General features: G+C 51.4%; 20 protein-coding genes. 4 read left to right on the top strand and 16 right to left on the bottom strand.

Features of this window, described 5'->3' with window-relative positions:
• Positions 1-11: 11 nt before the first annotated feature.
• The 15 genes from rnhB to rpsB form a co-directional block, all read right to left on the bottom strand.
• The gene (gene rnhB, locus ACJHXB_RS05155; RefSeq protein WP_000569428.1) at positions 12-608 is read right to left on the bottom strand and encodes a ribonuclease HII; all 597 of its coding nucleotides are present in this window, start codon (positions 606-608) and stop codon (positions 12-14) included.
• Positions 605-1753, bottom strand: a complete 1149-nt coding sequence (gene lpxB / locus ACJHXB_RS05150) for a lipid-A-disaccharide synthase (protein WP_000139686.1) — start codon at positions 1751-1753, stop codon at positions 605-607. Before lpxB ends, rnhB begins: the two co-directional genes overlap by 4 nt.
• Complete coding sequence (gene lpxA / locus ACJHXB_RS05145) at positions 1753-2541, bottom strand: acyl-ACP--UDP-N-acetylglucosamine O-acyltransferase (protein ID WP_000565966.1); 789 nt, start codon at positions 2539-2541, stop codon at positions 1753-1755. Before lpxA ends, lpxB begins: the two co-directional genes overlap by 1 nt.
• Before the next feature lie 3 nt (positions 2542-2544).
• Positions 2545-3000, bottom strand: coding sequence for a 3-hydroxyacyl-ACP dehydratase FabZ (gene fabZ / locus ACJHXB_RS05140; RefSeq protein ID WP_000210739.1), 456 nt, complete (start codon positions 2998-3000; stop codon positions 2545-2547).
• 104 nt (positions 3001-3104) lie between these two features.
• Positions 3105-4130 carry a UDP-3-O-(3-hydroxymyristoyl)glucosamine N-acyltransferase gene (gene lpxD / locus ACJHXB_RS05135; RefSeq protein WP_001139287.1) on the bottom strand — a complete coding sequence of 342 codons (1026 nt, stop codon included), beginning with the start codon at positions 4128-4130 and terminating at the stop codon, positions 3105-3107.
• A gap of 3 nt (positions 4131-4133) precedes the next feature.
• Positions 4134-4619: a molecular chaperone Skp gene (skp, locus tag ACJHXB_RS05130; protein ID WP_000758956.1), complete on the bottom strand. Its 486-nt coding sequence runs from the start codon at positions 4617-4619 to the stop codon at positions 4134-4136.
• Positions 4620-4740: 121 nt separating this feature from the next.
• Complete coding sequence (gene bamA / locus ACJHXB_RS05125) at positions 4741-7173, bottom strand: outer membrane protein assembly factor BamA (protein ID WP_001240896.1); 2433 nt, start codon at positions 7171-7173, stop codon at positions 4741-4743.
• A 29-nt stretch (positions 7174-7202) separates the two neighbouring features.
• Positions 7203-8555: a sigma E protease regulator RseP gene (rseP, locus tag ACJHXB_RS05120; protein ID WP_001295561.1), complete on the bottom strand. Its 1353-nt coding sequence runs from the start codon at positions 8553-8555 to the stop codon at positions 7203-7205.
• Positions 8556-8566: 11 nt separating this feature from the next.
• Positions 8567-9424 carry a phosphatidate cytidylyltransferase gene (cdsA, locus tag ACJHXB_RS05115; RefSeq protein WP_000922437.1) on the bottom strand — a complete coding sequence of 286 codons (858 nt, stop codon included), beginning with the start codon at positions 9422-9424 and terminating at the stop codon, positions 8567-8569.
• 12 nt (positions 9425-9436) lie between these two features.
• Positions 9437-10195 (bottom strand): (2E,6E)-farnesyl-diphosphate-specific ditrans,polycis-undecaprenyl-diphosphate synthase, encoded by a 759-nt coding sequence (gene ispU, locus ACJHXB_RS05110; RefSeq protein ID WP_001295562.1) that lies wholly within the window; start codon positions 10193-10195, stop codon positions 9437-9439.
• A 188-nt stretch (positions 10196-10383) separates the two neighbouring features.
• A complete protein-coding gene (gene ispC, locus ACJHXB_RS05105; protein WP_000811923.1) occupies positions 10384-11580 on the bottom strand; it encodes a 1-deoxy-D-xylulose-5-phosphate reductoisomerase in 1197 nt (398 codons plus the stop codon).
• A gap of 91 nt (positions 11581-11671) precedes the next feature.
• Entirely contained in the window at positions 11672-12229 is a 558-nt protein-coding gene (frr, locus tag ACJHXB_RS05100) for a ribosome recycling factor (protein WP_000622418.1), read from the bottom strand.
• A gap of 291 nt (positions 12230-12520) precedes the next feature.
• Positions 12521-13246 carry a UMP kinase gene (gene pyrH, locus ACJHXB_RS05095; protein ID WP_000224573.1) on the bottom strand — a complete coding sequence of 242 codons (726 nt, stop codon included), beginning with the start codon at positions 13244-13246 and terminating at the stop codon, positions 12521-12523.
• A gap of 146 nt (positions 13247-13392) precedes the next feature.
• Positions 13393-14244, bottom strand: coding sequence for a translation elongation factor Ts (gene tsf / locus ACJHXB_RS05090; protein WP_000818114.1), 852 nt, complete (start codon positions 14242-14244; stop codon positions 13393-13395).
• Between the two features lie 257 nt (positions 14245-14501).
• Positions 14502-15227 carry a 30S ribosomal protein S2 gene (rpsB, locus tag ACJHXB_RS05085; protein ID WP_000246882.1) on the bottom strand — a complete coding sequence of 242 codons (726 nt, stop codon included), beginning with the start codon at positions 15225-15227 and terminating at the stop codon, positions 14502-14504.
• A 367-nt stretch (positions 15228-15594) separates the two neighbouring features.
• Here rpsB and map point away from each other — a divergent pair, with 367 nt between their 5' ends.
• The 4 genes from map (at position 15595) to ACJHXB_RS05065 (ending at position 20678) form a co-directional block, all read left to right on the top strand.
• The gene (map, locus tag ACJHXB_RS05080) at positions 15595-16389 is read left to right on the top strand and encodes a type I methionyl aminopeptidase (protein WP_001018194.1); all 795 of its coding nucleotides are present in this window, start codon (positions 15595-15597) and stop codon (positions 16387-16389) included.
• Between the two features lie 61 nt (positions 16390-16450).
• Entirely contained in the window at positions 16451-19123 is a 2673-nt protein-coding gene (glnD, locus tag ACJHXB_RS05075) for a bifunctional uridylyltransferase/uridylyl-removing protein GlnD (protein WP_001094559.1), read from the top strand.
• A gap of 30 nt (positions 19124-19153) precedes the next feature.
• On the top strand, positions 19154-19978 hold the full coding sequence (gene dapD, locus ACJHXB_RS05070; RefSeq protein ID WP_001186656.1) for a 2,3,4,5-tetrahydropyridine-2,6-dicarboxylate N-succinyltransferase: 825 nt from the start codon (positions 19154-19156) through the stop codon (positions 19976-19978).
• A 313-nt stretch (positions 19979-20291) separates the two neighbouring features.
• Positions 20292-20678, top strand: coding sequence for a DUF3461 family protein (locus ACJHXB_RS05065; protein WP_000272188.1), 387 nt, complete (start codon positions 20292-20294; stop codon positions 20676-20678).
• A gap of 53 nt (positions 20679-20731) precedes the next feature.
• Here ACJHXB_RS05065 and cdaR read toward each other — a convergent pair whose 3' ends face one another.
• A complete protein-coding gene (gene cdaR, locus ACJHXB_RS05060) occupies positions 20732-21889 on the bottom strand; it encodes a DNA-binding transcriptional regulator CdaR (protein WP_000929439.1) in 1158 nt (385 codons plus the stop codon).
• Positions 21890-21942 lie beyond the last annotated feature (53 nt).

Raw genomic sequence — 21942 nt, 5'->3', positions numbered from 1 at the left:
CGACACAAGAATCAGGACGCAAGTCCCAGTGCGCGTTTGACAGGCCCAAAGCTGCGCCGATGGTGTTCGGTCGCGCCGTGTTCAGCCAGTTTTTCCAGATGAAAAGCGGTTGGATACCCTTTGTGTTGGGCAAAACCATATTGCGGGAAAACAATATCCAGCGCCGCCATTTCGGCGTCACGCGTCACTTTCGCCAGGATAGACGCGGCACTGATTTCCGGTACGCGGCTATCGCCTTTCACCACTGCCATCGAAGGCATCGGTAATTTCGGGCAGCGGTTACCATCAATCAACACATATTCCGGCGTAATATGCAGCCCAGCGACGGCACGCTGCATCGCCAGCATGGTCGCATGAAGAATGTTCAGTTCGTCGATTTCGTGGGGTTCCGCGCGGCCCAGACTCCAGCTCAACGCTTTCTCTTTGATCTCTTCGCAGAGCGCCAGACGGCGTTTTTCGCTCAGCTTTTTGGAATCATTCAGCCCGGCAATCGGGCGCGCCGGGTCAAGGATCACCGCAGCGGTGACGACCGCGCCAACTAACGGCCCGCGTCCGACTTCATCCACACCCGCAACCAGCTGCGTGTGCGGATAAACAAATTCGATCATTGTGCTAACTCCAGAACGGCTTGTGCCGCCTGCTCATCGGCATTGCAGCGGATCTGCTGATGCAGTTCACGGAAGGTATCGTGCATCGCGTGGCTGGTTTTCCCGTTCGCCAACAGCGGTAACAGCGCCGCAGCCAGTTTTTGCGGCTCACACTCTTCCTGCAATAACTCTTTGACTAACTCTCTGCCCGCCAGCAGATTTGGCAGCGAGACATAATCAGTTTTCACCAGACGCTTCGCCAACCAGAAAGTGAAAGGCTTCATGCGATACCCCACCACCATCGGGCATTTCGCCAGCATGCACTCCAGGGCTGCCGTCCCCGACGCCAGTAGTGCCGCATCACTGGCGACCATCGCCTCACGGCCCATCCCATCCAGCATATGAACCGACAGGTCTGGCGCAACTTCAGCTTTGATGCGTTCAAACTGCTCGCGGCGTTTGGCATTCACCAGCGGCACCACGATTTCGAGATCCGGATATGTCTGGCGCAAAAGCTGGGCCGTTTTCAGGAAATCGGCACTAAGCATTTCGACTTCTGCACCACGGCTGCCCGGCAACAATGCCAGACAGTGGGCATCGTGAGGGATCCCCAGTACATCACGGGCACCATTTTTATCTGGATCTAATGGCATGGCATCAGCCATGGTATGACCGATAAAGCGGCACGGTACGTTGTATTTGTCATAAAACGCTTTTTCGAAAGGCAGAAATGCGAGCACCAGATCGGTGGCTCTGCCTATTTTGAAAACGCGTTTCTGTCGCCACGCCCAGACGGACGGACTGACGTAATGAATGGTTTTGATACCCTGCTTTTTGAGGTTACCTTCAAGAGTAATATTGAAGTCAGGCGCATCAATACCGACAAAAACATCTGGCTTCAGTTCGCCAAAACGCGTTGTCAGATCGGCACGAATATGCAGTAAGCGACGCAGACGCCCGAGCACTTCAACAATGCCCATCACCGCCAGCTCTTCCATTTCGTACCAGGCTTCGCAGCCTTCAGCCTGCATTCGTGGCCCGGCAACACCAACAAAGCGGGCGTTGGGCACACGTTCTTTCAGAGCGCGGATTAAACCGGCCCCCAGGATATCGCCGGAGGTTTCTCCGGCGACCAGGGCAATTGTTAATGGACGCTGTTCAGTCATTAACGAATCAGACCGCGCGTTGAGCGTGCAAAGAAATCGGTAAAGGCTTTCACTTCCGGATATGTTTCCGCCAGTTCAGCAATTTCCGGTTTCACTTCATCGAGCGTTTTACCGCTGCGATAAATCAGCTTATACGCATTGCGGATAGCGGTAATCGCCTCACGGCTGAATCCGCGGCGCTTCAGCCCTTCGATATTGACACCGAACGGCGTTGCGTGGTTACCCTGCGCAATGACATAAGGAGGGACGTCCTGCGCCACACCGGAGCAGCCGCCAACCATCACATGCGCACCAATGATGCAGAACTGATGGACTGCGGTCATGCCGCCGATAATCGCGAAGTCGTCAACCGATACGTGACCCGCCAGCGTTGCGTTGTTGGCGAGAATACAGCGGTTACCTACCGTACAATCGTGCGCAATGTGCGCGTTGATCATCAGTAAGTTGTCGCTGCCCACCTTCGTCAATCCACCGCCCTGGACTGTGCCACGATGAATGGTGACGCTTTCGCGAATGCGGTTACGATCGCCGATTTCCACACGGGTCGGTTCGCCAGCATATTTCAGATCCTGGTTAACTTCGCCGATGGAGGCGAACTGATAAATCTCATTATCGCGGCCAATTTTAGTATGACCATTCACGACAACGTGAGATTTCAGTACGGTACCCTCACCAATTTCGACATGGGGTCCAACGATACAAAAAGGACCAATGTGAGCGTTAGCGCCAATCGACGCGCCCTCTTCCACAATGGCGGTTGGATGCACAAAGGCGGATTTATCAATCACGTATCAGGCCTCCCGGCTACGAGCACACATCATCGTTGCTTCGCAAACTACTTTACCGTCGACCAGAGCAACCCCTTTAAAACGGGTCAGGCCGCGGCGCGTTTTTTCGAAAGTGACTTCCATGATCATTTGATCGCCAGGCACGACCGGGCGCTTGAAGCGCGCTTCGTCAATACCAGCGAAGTAGTACAGCTCACCCGGTTCCAGTTTTCCTACGCTTTTAAACGCCAGAATACCTGTTGCCTGTGCCATTGCTTCCAGAATCAGCACACCCGGGAAAATCGGTTTTCCAGGGAAATGGCCCTGGAAGAATGGCTCATTGACAGAGACATTTTTTACTGCGCGCAGAAAACGACCTTCTTCAAAATCCAGCACGCGATCCACCAGTAAGAACGGGAAACGGTGCGGCAGAAGTTCTAAAATCTCTTCAATCTGCAGAGTATGAGTGTTAGTAGTCAAGATACTCTTCCTGTCAAAATATAAGAAACGACAATAATAACACGGCCTGCCGCAATCGTAAGAATGAGACAGGCCGTAAAGTTTGGCGAACAAAAGATGGAACGTTAGTCTTGTTGATTAACCTTGCGCTCAAGCGATTTCAGACGCTTGCTCATGTCATCAATGTTCATCACCAGTGCAGCGGTTTTGCGCCAGACTTTGTTGGGTTGCAGCGGAATGCCTGAGGAATAGACGCCTGGTTCAGTGATGGGACGCATCACCATACCCATGCCCGTAACCGTCACTTTGTCGCATATTTCCATATGCCCGTTGATTACGCTGGCTCCGCCGATCATGCAGTAACGACCAATTTTCAGGCTGCCCGCCATAATGACGCCACCGGCAACCGCCGTATTGTCGCCAATCACGACGTTATGTGCAATCTGGCACTGGTTATCAATGATCACGCCATTGCCAATAACAGTGTCATCCAGCGCGCCGCGATCGATGGTAGTACATGCGCCGATCTCCACGCGATCGCCAATAATTACGCGACCAATCTGTGGGATCTTCACCCAGTTACCACGATCGTTGGCATAACCAAAGCCGTCTGCACCTACCACTGTTCCGGACTGGATCAGGCAATTCTGACCGATCTGGATCTCATGGTAAATGGTTACGTTCGCCCAGAGACGCGAACCTGCACCGATTCTGCTGTTTTTACCTACGAAGCAACCGGCACCGATAATCACGTTATCGCCCAGTTCAACGCCGGACTCAATCACCGCGTTAGCGCCAATCGATACGTTGTTACCCAGCTTCGCCGTCGCGTCGATCACCGCACTGGGTGCAATGTTCTGCGCGGGCTGCGGCGTGGTATCTAAAATTTGCGCCATGCGCGCGTAAGTCAGGTAGGGATTCTTCACTACCAGCGCGGCACTTTTCGCGAAAGGAAGATCGTCCTGGGTCATGACAACCGCGGACGCCTGGCACAAGCCTAAATGCTCACGGTATTTTGGGTTAACCATGAACGTGATGTGACCTGTTTGTGCAGATTGCATGGACGCAACGCCGGTGATGACGATATCGCCATCACCGTGTAGTTCTGCATCCAACTGCTGCGCTAAATCAGCCAGTCGAATTGAAGGCATTACTTATTTAACCTGTTTCAGTACGTCGGCAGTGATGTCTTTTACATCGCTGCTGTTGTAAGCAACGGCGTTTGCATCAACAACCAGATCGATATCCTGGCTGTTGGCAACGGATTTCACAGCAGTCTGGATACGAGTAACCAGTTTGCCGCGTTCTTCGTTGGAACGACGTGCGCGATCCTGCTCAAAAGCCTGCGCTTTCTGAGCAAAAGTCTGGCGCTGAGCCATCACGTCTTTTTCCAGCTTAGTGCGATCGCTGCCCGCTTTCATGGACTGCAGCTTTTTCATTTTAGCCTGCAGATCGGTTTCCATACGCTGCAGTTCGCTGGCACGGCCTTTGAACTCATTTTCCAGCGTGTTAGAAACACCGGTTTTCTGCGCTACCTGCTGGAACAGGCTGCCCATATTGACGATTGCAATTTTGTCAGCCGCCTGAGCAGAAGTTGCCAGTGCTAAACCGAGACCTGCAGCTAATAACCACTTTTTCACAATAAACTCCTTACCATCCCATTTGCACCGGAGGGTGCAGTTCTTTGCGTGGCCCGGCGATCTTATATTGATCGCCTAAAGTCATCGCTACACTACCACTACATTCCTTTGTGGAGAACACTTACCAGGTTTTACCGATGTTAAACTGGAACTGTTCTGCCTTGTCTCCATCGTACTTTTTGAACGGCTGGGCGTAGGAGAACACCAACGGCCCCAATGGGGACATCCATTGTAATGCGATACCCGCAGACATACGGATATTGCTTGGATCACTATAGTCCGGATATCCAGAATATTGGCTGGAATCCCAGTTTGTATCCCAAACGGTACCCATATCCCAGAAGAAGGAAGTACGAACCGAGTTAGCATACTTGTCGCTAATGAACGGCGTCGGGGTGATGAACTCGAGGCTGGCAACCGCCATAGCGTTACCGCCTACAGCATCATCCGATTTACACAGGTCTTTCGCGCCGTCCTGAGTCGCACATTCGTAATCATAGTCCGGATCATAATTACTAGCCTGATGCGGGAAGTAAACTGCTTTCGGACCAATGGTATTGGACTGGAAGCCACGCACGGTGCTGGAACCACCGGCATAGAAGTTCTCGTAGAACGGCATCTCTTTGCCGCCTAAACCATCACCATAACCCCAGCGGGTACGACCCAGAACAACCCATTTGTGATCGTCATCGATCGGCACATAAGTCGCCGTGTCTAACGTCACTTTGTAGTATTCGTTATCCGATCCAGGAATGGTCACTTTACCGGTCAGGTTGACACGTGAACCATCTGTCGGGAAGTAACCACGGTCAAGCTTGTTATAGGTCCAACCATAGTTGAACGTGAAGTCGTCCGTTTTGAAGCTGTTATCCTGATCAGAGGTGCTCGGATGTTCACCCATAGAGTACAGATAACGCCACATCGCAACCTGAGGCTGCATGTTGGACAGGGAGTTATGTACATAACCCAGACCTGCACGCAGCGAGTTATATTCGTTGATCGGGAAGCCCAACGTCACGTCTGTACCATAACTCTTGTTGGTATAGTCGGACAGGTCGGCGTCATCTGCCTGGAAGTCATTATAGAAGAGACGACCACCGAGGCTTACGCCATCTACGGTGAAGTACGGGTTGGTTACCGACAGTTCAGCATAGGTCTGGTAATCGTTTTTGGTCCCGTTGATACCAACAGCATAACCCGTACCTAACCAGTTATCCTGTTGCACACCAGCCTGGAAGCTCACGCCACTTTCAGTACCGTAACCAATCCCGAAGTTGAAGCTACCGGTGTTACGTTCTTTCACCTTGTAGACTACATCAACCTGGTCCGGGCTACCCGGAACACGTTGGGTATCGGTATCGACAGTTTCAAAGAAGCCCAGACGATTCAGACGCTCCTTACCCTGATCGACCAGATCGCTCCCCAGCCATGCACCTTCCATCTGACGCATTTCGCGACGCAGGACGGCATCTTTCGAGGTATCGTTACCTTCAAAACGGATCTTACGCACGTAGAAACGGTTACCCGCATCAACGTTCACGCGTAATTTAACGGTTTTGTCGGCATCGTTAATTTCAGGCATCGACTGTACGCGCGGATAGGCATAACCATAGCGACCAAGAAGCTTTTTAATGTCATCTTCCATTTTGGTCACTTTGGTGCCGTTATACAGCTCGCCCGGCTCGATCTTAGTCAGCTGCTCAATTTCAGCGGAGTGCCCGGCAAGGTTGCCGCTCACTTCAACGCCAGAAAGCTTGTACTGATCGCCTTCGGTGATGTTCACCGTGACGTAAATACCTTTTTTATCTGGCGTCAGACTGACCTGGGTAGAGTCGATGTTGAAACGGGCATAACCGCGATCCAGATAGTAACTGCGCAGGGTTTCAAGGTCGCCTGCCAGTTTCTGTTTCTGGTATTTACGATCGCCTACCACGTTCCACCACGGCACTTCGTCACGCAGTTGGAAATGAGAGATCAGTTCGTCGGTGGTGAAAGCATGGTTACCAACAATGTTAATTTGCTGGATTTCAGCTGACACACCTTCCTGGAACACCAGTTTTAGGTCAACACGGTTGCGCGGCAGCGGGGTCACGACAGCTTTAACGCTGGCGCTATATTTACCGACGCTGTAGTAGAAGTCTTCCAGACCTTTCTCGATATCGGCAATGGTGGTGCGATCGAGGGATTCGCCCACACGCACGCCAGAAGCCTCGAGGTTTTGCTTCAGCATGTCATCTTTCACCGATTTGTTACCGGAGAAAGTAATGCTGGCAATGGTCGGACGTTCTTTTACCTGAACCAGAAGGGTATCACCATCACGAAGGACGCGAACATCCTCAAAGTTGCCGGTAGCAAACAGAGCGCGAATGGTATTACTGATATCTTCATCATTAACCGTGTCGCCTGTGCGCACCGGCATACTGAGGAGGGCCGCACCAACGGCGACACGCTGAAGGCCTTCGAAATGAATATCTTTCACTACGAACCCTTCAGCACCGTATACGGTGGCGCTGCTAAACAGCAGCGACGCTATGAGCAACTTTTTCATCGCCATCGTTATTATGCGTTCTTCCTAACTAACTCTCATAACCGAGAGAAATCATTGAAAAGTGCAAGCCCCATTAACAGCACCAGCAGAATCGAGCCAATGCGATAACAAAAGTCTTGAACCCGCTCGGATACCGGTCCGCCCTTGATCTTTTCGATCGCAAGGAACAGCAGATGCCCCCCGTCAAGTACGGGCAACGGAAACAGGTTAATTATCCCTAAGTTCACGCTAATAAGCGCAAGAAACGGCAGGTAATAAACAACCCCGAGTTCCGCTGTCATCCCAGCCCCCTTGGCGATAGAGATCGGCCCACTGAGGTTGTTCAGTTTCACATCACCGGTGATCAATTTTCCCAGCATACTGACCGTCAGCTTCATCAACTGCCACGTTTTGTCCGTGGCTTCGACGATGGCGTTGAACGGCCCATACTGGCGTACAACTTTATACTCATCAGGCAAAGGAATGACTTTCGGCTCAATACCGACAAAACCAATCGCTTTACCATTACCCGGTTTACTCTCCGGGATTAATGTCAAAGACAAGGGACTCCCCTGCCTTTCGATTTCTAACGCTAAGGATTTACCCGGGTTATCCCGGACAAGCATCACAAAGGTCACCCACTGCGTTAAGGGCTGACCATCGACTTTAACGATCCTGTCGCCTGCTTGCAAACCTGCCTTGCTTGCCGCCGAGTTTGGCTGCACATTTTCCAGTACAGGTTCAATTTGCGGCCCACGAGGACGAATCCCCAGCGAAGATACCGGATCTTCTTTATCAGGCTCAAACGCCCAGTGACGTAAATCGAGCTTTACATCCCGCCGTTGGTCGCTGCCAAATGGCGCTACTGTAATGGTGGTGCTTTCATCGCCAATTTTATCGACCAACTGCAAACGCACGGCATCCCAATCAGGCGTTTCGATACCATCTACGGCTTTTAGTTCCGTACCTGGTGCAATTTGTGCTTCCGCAGCTATCGAATTGGCTGCTATTTCGCCAACCACCGGACGTACGCCAGGCACACCAATAATAAAAACCAGCCAGTAGGCAAAGATAGCAAAAATGAAGTTTGCAACCGGACCTGCGGCAATAATCGCCGCTCGTTGGCCGACAGATTTATTATTGAAGGCATGGTGGCGGAGTTCCGGAACGACCGGTTCTGCGCGCTCATCCAGCATTTTGACATAACCGCCCAACGGGATCAGGGCGATAACATATTCGGTGCCTAACTTATCAGTTCGCCGCCAGAGCGCCTTACCAAACCCTATTGAGAAACGCTCAACGCGAACACCACAACGCCGGGCAACCCAGAAATGACCAAATTCATGCACGGTGATAAGTACACCCAGTGCAACGATGAACGAAGCCAAATCCCAGAGAAAACTCAGCATATTACCTTCCGTTAAAGCGTCCTGAATACCAGTAACAACAAGCAAGCAAAGACCGGTACCGCAGCCGTCAGGCTATCAATACGATCTAAAATACCACCGTGTCCTGGAATTAAATGACCGCTGTCCTTAATTCCTGCTTCACGCTTAAACATACTCTCGGTCAGATCGCCGAGCACTGAGGCTAACGCTGCGACAATAGAGCAAATGAGTAAGGTGACGGGAGCGACGTCGAGATTCGCCCACATGCCATAACCCCATGAGATTACCGCTGCAGTCGCGAGTCCACCGATAAAGCCTTGCCAGGTTTTACCCGGAGAAACCTTCGGTGCCAGTTTATGTTTACCAAACAATTTGCCAAACATATATGCGCCAGAGTCAGCGCCCCATACCAGGATCATGACATAGAGCAGCCATATTGCGCCACTGTAATGATTCTCGTCGTAGTGCCAGGCCCGTAACGCCAGCATGCCCCAGAAGAAGGGAACAATGGTTAGCACGCCAAAAATAATGCGCAATGTTTTAGAGTTACGCCAGATTGCTGCGGAACCAGGGTAAAACAGCACCAGCAATAGCGCGACAATCCACCAACCCAGCGAAGCCCAAAGTGAGATTTCAACCAGCGGTTGATGAATATTTCGGTGATATTCCGGCAACAGAAAAAGCATCAGCGCCAACAATAACCCGCATAACACCGCCAACCATACTCGCTGCGAGCGAGTGGTAAAACCGCTAAGCTGTCCCCATTCCCACGCTGCCAGCATACAGACCACCAGCGTTACAATGGCGAACCCCACCGGCGGCAACAGAAACAACGCCGCGATGACGACGGGTATTAACACAAAAGCAGATATCAGGCGATACTTCAGCAAAAGCGACCCCCATCAGGCTGTTTCATCACCGGGCTCGGTGCCGCCGAAACGACGCTCTCGATTAGCAAAGGCATTTAACGCCCCTTCAAAGTCTTGTTCATCGAAATCGGGCCAGAGAACATCTGTAAAGTAAAGTTCGGCATAGGCAATTTGCCAAAGCAAAAAGTTACTAATGCGATGCTCCCCCCCAGTCCTAATTACTAAATCTACAGGGGCCAGTTCATGCATACAGACATGCTGGTTTAGCATCTCTTCATCTATCTGATCTGGTTGCAGGTTTCCTTGCTGCACCTTTTCAGCCAGTTGCCTGACTCCCTGGACTATATCCCAACGTCCACCGTAGTTCGCCGCAATATTCAGCGTCAGACCGGTATTCCCGGCTGTTAGCGCTTCAGATTTACGAATACGTTCTTGCAAACGCGAGTTAAAGCGACTGGTATCGCCAATAATACGCAGACGCACGTTATGTCGGTGCAGACTCTTTACTTCGCTATCAAGCGCCCACACAAACAGTTCCATTAACGCACTGACTTCCTGCGCTGGTCGGTTCCAGTTTTCACTACTAAAGGCATACAGAGTTAACGCCTCAATACCGTTGTTGGCCGCAAAAGAGACAGCCCGGCGGACGGATTTTGCCCCGGCTTTATGCCCAAAGGCACGAATCTTCCCTTGCTTTTTTGCCCAGCGACCATTGCCGTCCATAATGATCGCAACATGACGACAGCCATGCGCTGGCAATTTTTCGCTAAGTGGTTGAGTAGCAGACAACATCACGCGTTTCTTATTCCCTGACAGGGTTTACGGTACTCAGGAATACTGAAGCCTATACAAAAAAAAGCCGTGTAAAACCACGGCATACCTGACCTTATAAAGCCAACTACTTACGATCAGATGGCGCAGACTATATCACTGAAGCCCTACGCTAACAAATAGCGCGACTCTCTGTAGCCGGATTATCCTCAGCTTGCGAGACGCATCACCTCTTTTCTGGCGACTTCACGCGCGTTCGCATCAACAGATAACACATCGTCCACACATTGTGGTTCGCGCATATCCATTTTTTCCAGTACGGATAAATTCAACGCGGCGATATCCGTAAAGCGGATTTGTTGCGCAAGAAAAGCAGCAACGGTGATTTCGTTTGCGGCATTCAATGCTGTCGTCGCTGCCTGGCCTTGTTCGAACGCCTCCATCGCCAGTTTCAGGCATGGATAACGATCATAATCCGGTGCGGCAAATGTCAACGCACTTAGTTTGCAAAAATCGAGCGGCTTCACGCCAGAGTTCACGCGATTCGGCCATGCCATGGTGTGGGCAATTGGCGTACGCATATCCGGTTCCCCCAGCTGCGCCAGAACACTGCCGTCCTGATAGCGCACCATTGAGTGAATCACTGACTGCGGGTGAATCAGCACTTCCATCTGGCTGGCGCTGGCGTTAAACAGCCAACGCGCTTCTATGTATTCCAGACCTTTGTTCATCATGGTAGCCGAATCGACAGAAATTTTACGCCCCATCGACCAGTTCGGATGACGGCAGGCTTGATCCGGCGTCATTGTTGCCAAATCGCGCAATGGCGTCTCACGGAAAGGGCCACCAGACCCGGTAAGTAAAATGGACACCACGCCATTTTGCTCAAGGTCAGCGTATCCCAGATTATGCTGGATAGGTTGCGGTAAACTCTGAAAAATGGCGTTATGTTCGCTATCGACCGGTAACAATTGCGCTTTGCTCTGCTTTACGGCGTCCATAAACAGACGTCCGCAGGTAACCAGTGATTCTTTATTGGCCAGCAAAATGGTTTTACCCGCGCGGATCGCAGCAAGCGTAGGTAACAGCCCAGCAGCGCCAACAATGGCTGCCATCACCTGATCAACATCCTCAAGCGCTGCCATATCGCAAGCGGCTTGTTGCCCACTTAAGACTTCGGTGCGGCTACCCTGTTGCTGTAGCATCGTTTTAAGAAGTTTCGCACTCGCTTCATCGTCCATTACGGCATAGCGGGGAGAGAATTCCAGGCACTGTTCTACCATGCGAGTGACATTTTTGCCTGCCACCAGCGCAACTACGCGGAAGTGTTCGGGATTATGGCGCACCACGTCCAGCGTGCTGCAACCAATCGAGCCGGTCGAGCCCAGAATGGTGAGTTGCTTCATGAAACATCCAGAGTTGAGACAGAATAAAAAGCAAAACGCCGCCAGCCGATCCGCAAGGATCTACTGAGCGGCGTTTTTGTCGTTCAAGAAATCAGAACTGCATCAGTTCTGCTTCTTTGTCTGCCAGCGCCGCTTCAATTTTCTTGATTGCAGCATCAGTCAGTTTCTGTACATCGTCCTGAGAACGGCGATCGTCGTCTTCGCTGATCTCTTTATCTTTCAACAGTGCTTTCACTTTGTCGTTCGCGTCACGACGCACGTTACGTACTGCAACACGCGCTTGTTCTGCTTCACCACGAACGATTTTGGTCAGATCTTTACGACGTTCTTCCGTCAGCGGCGGCAGCGGAACACGGATGTCGCTACCCGCAGAGTTCGGGTTCAGGCCAAGATCGGACGCCATAATCGCTTTTTCAACGGCCGGAGACATTGAACGATCAAACACGTTGATTTTCAGAGTACGGGAATCTTCTACCGTTACGCTTGCCAGCTGACGCAGCGGCGTCGGCGTGCCGTAATATTCCACGACAATGCCATCCAGCAGGCTGGGAGAAGCACGACCCGTGCGTATTTTGCTGATTTGGGTTTTGAACGCTTCTACGCATTTGTCCATGCGTACTTCAGCATCTTTTCTGATATCGCTAATCACGTTACGAATCCTTGAAAACTTGTCTCAGTCAGACCAGACAGTCACACACAGTGGAAGTGTGCTAAGTATAGCCCTGATTAAACATATTACGGGTAATCGTCTGGATTATTAGGCTATTTTATTTGCCATTTTGGCCCCGGGCAGTGCTCGCCATCCTCACGTACTTGTGTACGCTCCGGTTGCTGCGCGCTGGCCGTGACCAAACTGCCTGCAACAATAACGCCTTATAACCAGACTTACGCCCCCGCGATACTTACGCGGAATCTTACCCTTATTTATCCATCACGGGAATTATTCCGTGATTAAAGTCCCTTCTTTTTCACCCATTACCACACGGCGCAGCGCACCCGGTTTGTTCATGTTGAAAACACGAATCGGTAATTTATGGTCACGAGCCAGCGTGAAGGCCGCCAGGTCCATGACTTTCAGCTCTTTTTCCAGCACTTCGCTGTAAGTCAGTTGCTCGTACATGGTTGCGGTTGGATCTTTCGCCGGATCAGCGGTAAACACGCCGTCAACTTTGGTTGCTTTCAGCACCACATCGGCTTCAATTTCGATACCACGCAGGCACGCTGCTGAGTCGGTGGTAAAGAACGGGTTACCTGTACCGGCGGAGAGGATCACCACACGGTTGTTGCGCAACAGGCTGATAGCTTCTGCCCAGCTGTAGCTGTCGCACACGCCATTCAATGGAATAGCGGACATCAGACGAGCGTTCACATAGGCGCGGTGCAGTGCATCACGCATTGCCAGGCCGTTCATTACGGTCGCCAGCATCCCCATGTGGTCGCCCACAACGCGGTTCATACCCGCTTTCGCCAGACCAGCGCCACGGAACAGGTTACCCCCACCAATCACCACACCAACCTGAATACCCAGTTCAACCAGTTCTTTGATTTCCTGAGCCATGCGATCCAGTATGCTTGCATCAATACCGAAGCCTTCAGTGCCCTGCAGAGCTTCGCCACTCAACTTAAGCAGAATGCGTTTATAGACGGGTTTTGCATTGGTAGCCATGTTTCTTTCCTGAGACTGTCAACGATTGAAATGAATTAATACTAGCGACATTGTACGTCGCTTTTCAGCGCAGCCCCACAAGGGTTAGCTGAATTTACAAGATGGGCACAAAAAGAAGCCGCCCTCAGGCGGCTCCTTTTCGATGATTAAGACTGCTTGGACATCGCAGCAACTTCTGCTGCAAAGTCAGTCTCAACTTTCTCGATGCCTTCACCCACTTCGAAGCGGATGAAGCCAGTCACTTCAGCGTTATGCTCTTTCAGCAGCTGACCAACAGTTTTGCTTGGTTCCATAACGAACGGCTGACCGGTCAGAGAAACTTCGCCGGTGAATTTCTTCATGCGGCCTTCAACCATTTTCTCTGCGATTTCTTTCGGCTTACCAGACTGCATCGCGATATCCAGCTGTACCTGGTATTCTTTCTCTACCACTTCAGCGGATACGTCTTCTGGTTTGATGAATTCCGGCTTGCTTGCAGCAACGTGCATAGCGATGTGTTTAACCAGCTCTTCGTCAGCGCCTTTAGCAGCAACCAGAACGCCGATACGCGCACCGTGCTGATAAGAACCCAGAACGTCGCCTTCCAGCGCAGCAACGCGGCGAATGTTGATGTTTTCACCAATTTTCGCTACCAGCGCAACACGTTCTTCTTCGAACTGTGCTTTCAGAACTTCAACGTCAGTGATTTTGCCAGCAACAGCTGCGTCCAGAACTTTGTCTGCGAACGCCTGGAAACCAGCGTCTTTTGCAACGAAGTCAGTCTGGCAGTTAACTTCCAGAATGATGCCGTAGTTGCCGTCGATTTTGGTTTTGATCACGCCGTCAGCAGCAACGTTGCCTGCTTTTTTCGCTGCTTTAATAGCACCGGACTTACGCATGTTTTCGATTGCCAGCTCGATGTCGCCGTTAGCTTCAGTCAGTGCTTTTTTGCAATCCATCATGCCTGCGCCAGTACGCTCACGCAGCTCTTTTACCAGGGATGCGGTAATTTCAGCCATTCTAAAATCCTCGGAGATGTGATCTGCCCGGCATTAAACCGCACAGATATAAAAGTGAAAAAGGGGGCCATATGCAGGCCCCCTAACCAAACGTGTACTACCTGGTCTATAAGGGCTCTCCCCCTTCATATTTCGCGCCGCAGATGCGTTATCTTCGCTCGCTCATCCCTGTCACTTACTGATGTAAGCTCCCGGGAATTCTCGAGCTTGCCGCCTTTCTGCAACTCGAACTATTTTGGGGGAGTTATCAAGCCTTATTACTCAGCTTCTACGAAGCTTTCTTCCGCCTGGGAAGCCAGATCCTGAGAACGGCCTTCACGTACGGTTGCAGCAACAGCGCCCAGGTACAGGGTCACAGCACGGATTGCGTCGTCGTTACCCGGGATAACGAAGTCAACACCGTCCGGATCAGAGTTGGTATCAACGATAGCAAATACCGGAATACCCAGGTTGTTTGCTTCTTTGATAGCAATGTGTTCGTGGTCAGCATCGATTACAAACAGAGCGTCCGGCAGACCGCCCATGTCTTTGATACCGCCCAGGCTGTTTTCCAGTTTCTCCAGCTCACGAGTGCGCATCAGCGCTTCTTTCTTGGTCAGCTTGTCGAAAGTACCGTCCTGAGACTGAGTTTCCAGGTCTTTCAGACGTTTGATGGACTGACGAACGGTTTTCCAGTTAGTCAGCATACCGCCCAGCCAGCGATGGTTCACGAAGAACTGGTCGCAGCTCAGAGCAGCGTCTTTCACCGCTTCGCTTGCAGCGCGTTTAGTACCAACGAAAAGGATTTTACCTTTGCGAGAAGCAATCTTGTTCAGTTCAGCCAGAGCTTCGTTGAACATCGGTACAGTTTTCTCAAGGTTGATGATGTGAACTTTGTTACGCGCACCGAAGATGAACGGCTTCATTTTCGGGTTCCAGTAACGGGTCTGGTGACCGAAGTGAACACCAGCCTTGAGCATGTCGCGCATGGAAACAGTTGCCATGATTAAAACCTCTATATAAAAGTTGGGGTTATGCCTCCACGTATCCCATATTACCGACCCCAAAGGGCACCCCGGAATATGTGCCGATACGTGTGTGTTGTTACACAAAGTGAGATTGTCGCTTCCGTCCAGTCTGTGTATACGAAATGGATCGGAAGTCCGGCGCGCTTTATACCACAAATACGTCGTGGACACCAATAATTGTTGGCGCTGTGTACAGCATCAGACGTTGAATTTTCTATTATAGAAAACCTTCAGTGGCACGTTTGGCGAAATTCAGAATGATTCTCAATTTGCCCGGGTGTGATACCATTGACGGCACTTACATATATATTGTCGGTATCACCGACGCTGATGGACAGAATTAATGGCTATCTCAATCAAGACCCCAGAAGATATCGAAAAAATGCGCGTCGCTGGCCGACTGGCTGCCGAAGTGCTGGAGATGATCGAACCGTATGTTAAACCGGGCGTCAGCACCGGCGAGCTGGATCGCATCTGTAATGATTACATTGTTAATGAACAACACGCGGTTTCTGCCTGCCTCGGCTATCACGGCTATCCGAAATCCGTCTGCATCTCTATTAATGAAGTGGTGTGCCACGGTATCCCGGACGACGCCAAGCTGCTGAAAGATGGCGATATCGTTAACATTGATGTCACCGTAATCAAAGATGGTTTCCACGGCGACACCTCGAAAATGTTTATCGTCGGTAAGCCGACCATCATGGGCGAACGTCTGTGCCGCATCACGCAAGAAAGCCTGTACCTGGCGCTACGCATGGTAAAACCTGGCATTAATCTGCGCGAAATCGGTGCGGCAATTCAGAAATTTGTCGAAGCAGAAGGCTTCTCCGTCGTTCGTGAATATTGCGGACACGGTATTGGTCGCGGCTTCCATGAAGAACCGCAGGTGCTGCACTATGACTCCCGTGAAACCAACGTCGTGCTGAAACCGGGAATGACCTTCACCATTGAGCCAATGGTCAACGCGGGTAAAAAAGAGATCCGCACCATGAAAGATGGCTGGACGGTAAAAACCAAAGATCGCAGCTTGTCTGCACAATACGAGCATACTATTGTGGTGACTGATAACGGCTGCGAAATTCTGACGCTACGCAAGGATGACACCATCCCGGCGATAATCTCGCACGACGAATAAGATGAAGCCGGCGAATGCCGGCTTTTTTAATGCGATAATTTAATCTTATGGGTGGCGCACAATGAATACCCTTCCAGAACAGTACGCAAACACCGCTCTCCCCACCCTGCCCGGTCAACCGCAAAATCCATGTGCCTGGCCCCGTGATAAATTAACCGTCTGTGGGATAAAAGCCCATATCGATACTTTCCAGCGTTGGCTGGGTGATGCCTTTGACAATGGGATCTCCGCAGAACAGTTGATTGAGGCACGTACCGAGTTCATAGACCAGCTCCTGCAACGATTATGGATTGAAGCGGGATTCAGCCAGATTGCCGACCTGGCATTGGTTGCCGTCGGTGGTTATGGTCGTGGCGAGCTGCATCCACTTTCCGACATCGATTTACTGATTTTAAGCCGTAAAAAGCTCCCGGATGATCAGGCGCAAAAAGTGGGCGAGCTGTTAACGCTGCTCTGGGATGTGAAGCTGGAAGTCGGTCATAGCGTGCGCACGCTTGAAGAGTGCATGCTGGAAGGGTTATCGGATTTAACCGTCGCCACCAATTTAATCGAATCCCGCTTATTAATTGGTGATGTAGCGCTCTTCCTCGAACTGCAAAAACATATTTTTAGCGAAGGATTCTGGCCTTCCGACAAGTTCTACGCAGCGAAAGTTGAAGAACAGAACCAGCGCCATCAGCGTTACCACGGCACCAGCTACAACCTTGAGCCAGACATCAAAAGTAGCCCTGGCGGCTTGCGCGATATCCACACGCTGCAATGGGTGGCCCGCCGTCATTTTGGCGCAACATCGCTGGATGAAATGGTCGGGTTTGGCTTCTTAACCTCAGCGGAGCGAGCGGAATTAAACGAATGTCTGCATATATTGTGGCGTATTCGCTTTGCCCTGCATCTGGTCGTCAGCCGTTACGATAATCGCCTGCTGTTTGATCGCCAGCTTAGCGTCGCCCAGCGTTTGAATTACAGTGGTGAAGGTAACGAACCGGTCGAGCGGATGATGAAGGATTACTTCCGCGTTACACGCCGCGTCAGTGAACTCAACCAGATGCTGCTGCAACTGTTCGATGAAGCCATCCTCGCCCTTCCCGCCGACGAAAAACCACGTCCAATCGACGATGAGTTTCAGCTACGCGGTACGCTAATCGACCTGCGTGATGAAACACTATTTATGCGCCAGCCGGAAGCCATCTTGCGTATGTTCTACACCATGGTGCGCAACAGTGCGATCACTGGCATTTACTCTACCACGCTGCGCCAGTTACGCCACGCCCGTCGCCATTTGCAACAACCGCTGTGTAATATTCCGGAAGCGCGAAAACTGTTTTTGAGCATTCTGCGTCACCCTGGTGCGGTGCGTCGCGGACTATTACCGATGCATCGTCATAGCGTGCTCGGCGCGTATATGCCCCAATGGTCGCATATCGTCGGGCAGATGCAGTTTGACCTGTTCCACGCCTACACGGTGGATGAACATACTATTCGCGTGATGCTGAAACTGGAGAGTTTTGCCAGTGAAGAAACACGCCAGCGCCATCCGTTGTGTGTGGACGTCTGGCCGCGCCTGCCGTCAACTGAGCTGATTTTCATCGCCGCGCTGTTTCACGATATCGCCAAAGGACGCGGCGGCGACCACTCCATTCTCGGTGCTCAGGATGTAGTGCATTTTGCCGAACTCCACGGGCTGAACTCACGCGAAACACAGCTGGTCGCCTGGCTGGTTCGCCAGCACTTGCTGATGTCGGTGACAGCTCAGCGCCGCGATATTCAGGATCCGGAAGTCATCAAGCAGTTTGCCGAAGAAGTGCAAACAGAAAACCGACTTCGTTATCTGGTATGCCTGACGGTGGCTGACATTTGCGCCACCAACGAAACGCTGTGGAATAGCTGGAAGCAAAGTCTGTTGCGCGAACTCTATTTTGCCACCGAAAAACAGCTACGACGCGGAATGCAAAACACGCCGGATATGCGCGAACGGGTTCGCCATCACCAACTCCAGGCGCTGGCACTGCTGCGCATGGATAACATCGACGAAGAGGCGCTGCACCAAATTTGGTCACGCTGTCGTGCTAACTATTTTGTCCGCCATAGCCCAAATCAACTGGCCTGGCATGCGCGCCATTTATTACAGCATGATTTAAGCAAACCGCTGGTATTGCTTAGTCCGCAGGCTACGCGTGGAGGCACCGAGATTTTTATCTGGAGCCCGGACCGCCCCTATCTGTTTGCCGCCGTCAGTGCCGAATTAGACCGCCGCAATTTAAGTGTCCACGACGCACAAATTTTCACCACTCGCGACGGTATGGCGATGGATACCTTTATCGTGCTGGAACCCGATGGCAGCCCGCTGTCCGCAGATCGCCATGAAGTTATTCGGTTTGGTCTGGAGCAAGTACTGACACAAAGTAGCTGGCAGCCACCGCAGCCCCGTCGCCAACCTGCCAAATTGCGCCATTTTACTGTTGAAACCGAAGTAACGTTTTTGCCGACCCATACCGACCGCAAATCGTTCCTCGAACTGATCGCCCTCGACCAACCTGGACTGCTGGCGCGAGTCGGGAAAATTTTTGCCGATCTGGGAATTTCGCTTCATGGTGCCCGAATTACAACCATTGGCGAACGAGTAGAAGATTTATTCATAATTGCCACCGCTGACCGGCGTGCACTTAATAACGAGTTGCAGCAGGAAGTGCATCAGCGGTTGACAGAGGCCCTCAATCCAAACGATAAAGGGTGATGTGTTTACTGATATGAAAAGAGTTTAACAATGCAGCAGTTACAGAACATTATTGAAACCGCTTTTGAACGCCGTGCCGAGATCACGCCAGCCAATGCAGACACCGTTACCCGCGAAGCGGTAAATCAGGTGATCGCCCTGCTGGATTCCGGCGCACTGCGTGTGGCGGAAAAAATTGACGGTCAGTGGGTGACGCATCAGTGGTTGAAAAAGGCGGTGCTGCTCTCTTTCCGTATTAATGATAATCAGGTGATCGAAGGGGCAGAAAGCCGCTACTTCGATAAAGTGCCGATGAAATTCGCCAACTACGATGAAGCGCGTTTCCAGAAAGAAGGCTTCCGCGTTGTACCACCAGCGGCGGTACGTCAGGGTGCGTTCATTGCCCGTAACACCGTGCTGATGCCGTCTTACGTCAACATCGGCGCATATGTTGATGAAGGCACCATGGTTGATACCTGGGCGACCGTCGGTTCCTGTGCGCAGATTGGTAAAAACGTCCATCTTTCCGGTGGCGTAGGTATCGGCGGCGTGCTGGAGCCATTGCAGGCGAACCCGACCATTATTGAAGATAACTGCTTCATTGGCGCGCGTTCTGAAGTGGTTGAAGGCGTTATTGTCGAAGAAGGTTCCGTCATTTCCATGGGCGTATACATCGGTCAGAGCACCCGTATTTACGACCGTGAAACCGGCGAAATCCACTACGGTCGCGTTCCGGCGGGGTCTGTGGTTGTTTCAGGTAATCTGCCGTCGAAAGATGGCAAATACAGTCTTTACTGTGCGGTTATCGTTAAGAAAGTTGACGCGAAAACTCGCGGCAAAGTCGGCATTAACGAACTGCTGCGTACCATCGACTAAAAGTATGCACACGGGCAGCACGACGCTGCCCGATTGCTTTCTGGTTCAGAATAATTCGTCCTACTCATTCTTCCTCCCCCTTTTTTAAATACTTTTTCATCTTGTTTCGGACTGTCATGTAATTCGCAAAACGAAGATAAATGTGCTAATCCATCCCATGGAATATCGCCACAATAAAGCAGGTAATTTTTTGATTTTTACGCCATGATAGAAGTCTGGAAGAAAAAGGCTTTCTGCGATCACAGTCGAGCCGGGCGGGCCAGGCCAAATGCTAAAATAAGCACAATTTACTGACTCATTTTGAGGTAACGCTATGTACGACAATCTGAAAAGTCTGGGTATTACCAATCCTGAAGAAATTGATCGTTACAGCCTCCGGCAGGAAGCCAACAACGATATTCTGAAAATCTATTTCCAGAAAGACAAAGGCGAGTTTTTTGCCAAGAGCGTGAAATTTAAATATCCGCGTCAGCGTAAAACGGTCGTCGCCGATGGTGTGGGTCAGGGTTATAAAGAAGTGCAGGAAATCAGCCCGAATCTACGGTATATCATTGATGAGCTTGATCAAATCTGCCAGCGTGACCGCAGCGAAGTTGATCTTAAGCGTAAGATCCTCGACGACTTACGTCACCTGGAGTCAGTAGTAACCAATAAGATCAGCGAGATTGAAGCCGATCTGGAAAAACTGACGCGTAAATAATGCCATTCTGTGGGCCGGGTAAAGTCTCACCCGGCTGTAATTTTGTAATCGACCTACCGCTCTTCATCCAGTTGCAACGCGACATACAGTAGCAACCTGTCATCAAAATTGCCCAAATCCAGCCCGGTCAGTTCCGATATGCGATTAAGCCGATACTCCAGGGTATTACGATGAATAAACAGCGCCTTTGACGTTGCCAGCGGCTGCACGTTATGGCGAAACCACGCCGCCAGCGTACGTCGCAGCAAGCCGTTATTATCCATCGCTTTCAGCCGCGCCAGCGGTCGCGCCAGTTCGTTGGCCTGCCAGTCGCCACGCAAACTGTCGAGTAACACAGGCAACATCAGATCCTGATAAAAATAGCAGCGACTTTCTGGCATCCGCTGTTTACCCACCACCATCGTCGTTTTCGCCGTACGATAAGAGCGGGCAATACTACCCGGTCCGGTAAAATAGTTACCCAGCGAAACGCGAAAACGCAGCTGGCCGTACTCTTTCATGCGGGTAATCAGTTGTTCAACTCGCTTACGATGATCTTCTGCATCCCAGCGCCCAAAAGAGTTCAACGCCGGTTTCAACACCACCATTTCGGTTAGCGAGACAATCGCCACCAGATTATTACGCTCGGGCGTAGTCAGCGCGTTTTGCAGTTGCTGTAACTCCGCCATTGCGCTGTCCACGCCAAGCTGACCGCTGTCGACCTCAACAATAGCCACCACTCGCGGTTGATTGAGATCGATCCCCAGCCGTTGCGCCCATTCAGTAAGTGCGGGGGTATTCTCCTCAGCCTGAATCAGGTTCATCACCAGTTCTTCCCGCAAACGGCTATCCTGCGCCAACAGGTGCATCAACCGCGACTGTTCCAGCATCATTTCAGCCGTCATGCAGACCAGTTCGCCATATTTACGCAGATTCTCTGGTTCACCTGTCAGGCCAATTACGCCGACAATTTCACCTTCCAGCCGTAACGGCAGATTAATCCCCTGCCGCACACCGTGCAGATGACGTGCCACCGCATCATCGATATCGACGACTCGTCCCTGTGAAAGTACCAGCAATGCTCCTTCGTGCAATTCACCAATACGCTCACGATCGCCGCTGCCGATAATTCGCCCGCGGGCATCCATTACGTTGATATTGGTATCGATGATGCGCATGGTACGTGCCACGATATCCTGCGCCATTTTGGTATCAAGATGCCAGCCAGCCATAAGTCCTCCGTTATGCACGGCTTAGCATAAGGAAGTACGTAACGTACGGCATT

Origin of the sequence: Escherichia sp. WS3227_2, assembly GCF_046486495.1 — a bacterium.
Classification (GTDB): domain Bacteria; phylum Pseudomonadota; class Gammaproteobacteria; order Enterobacterales; family Enterobacteriaceae; genus Escherichia; species Escherichia coli.
Note: the sequence above shows the minus strand (reverse complement) of the source record. Positions and strands in the feature narration are given on the sequence as shown.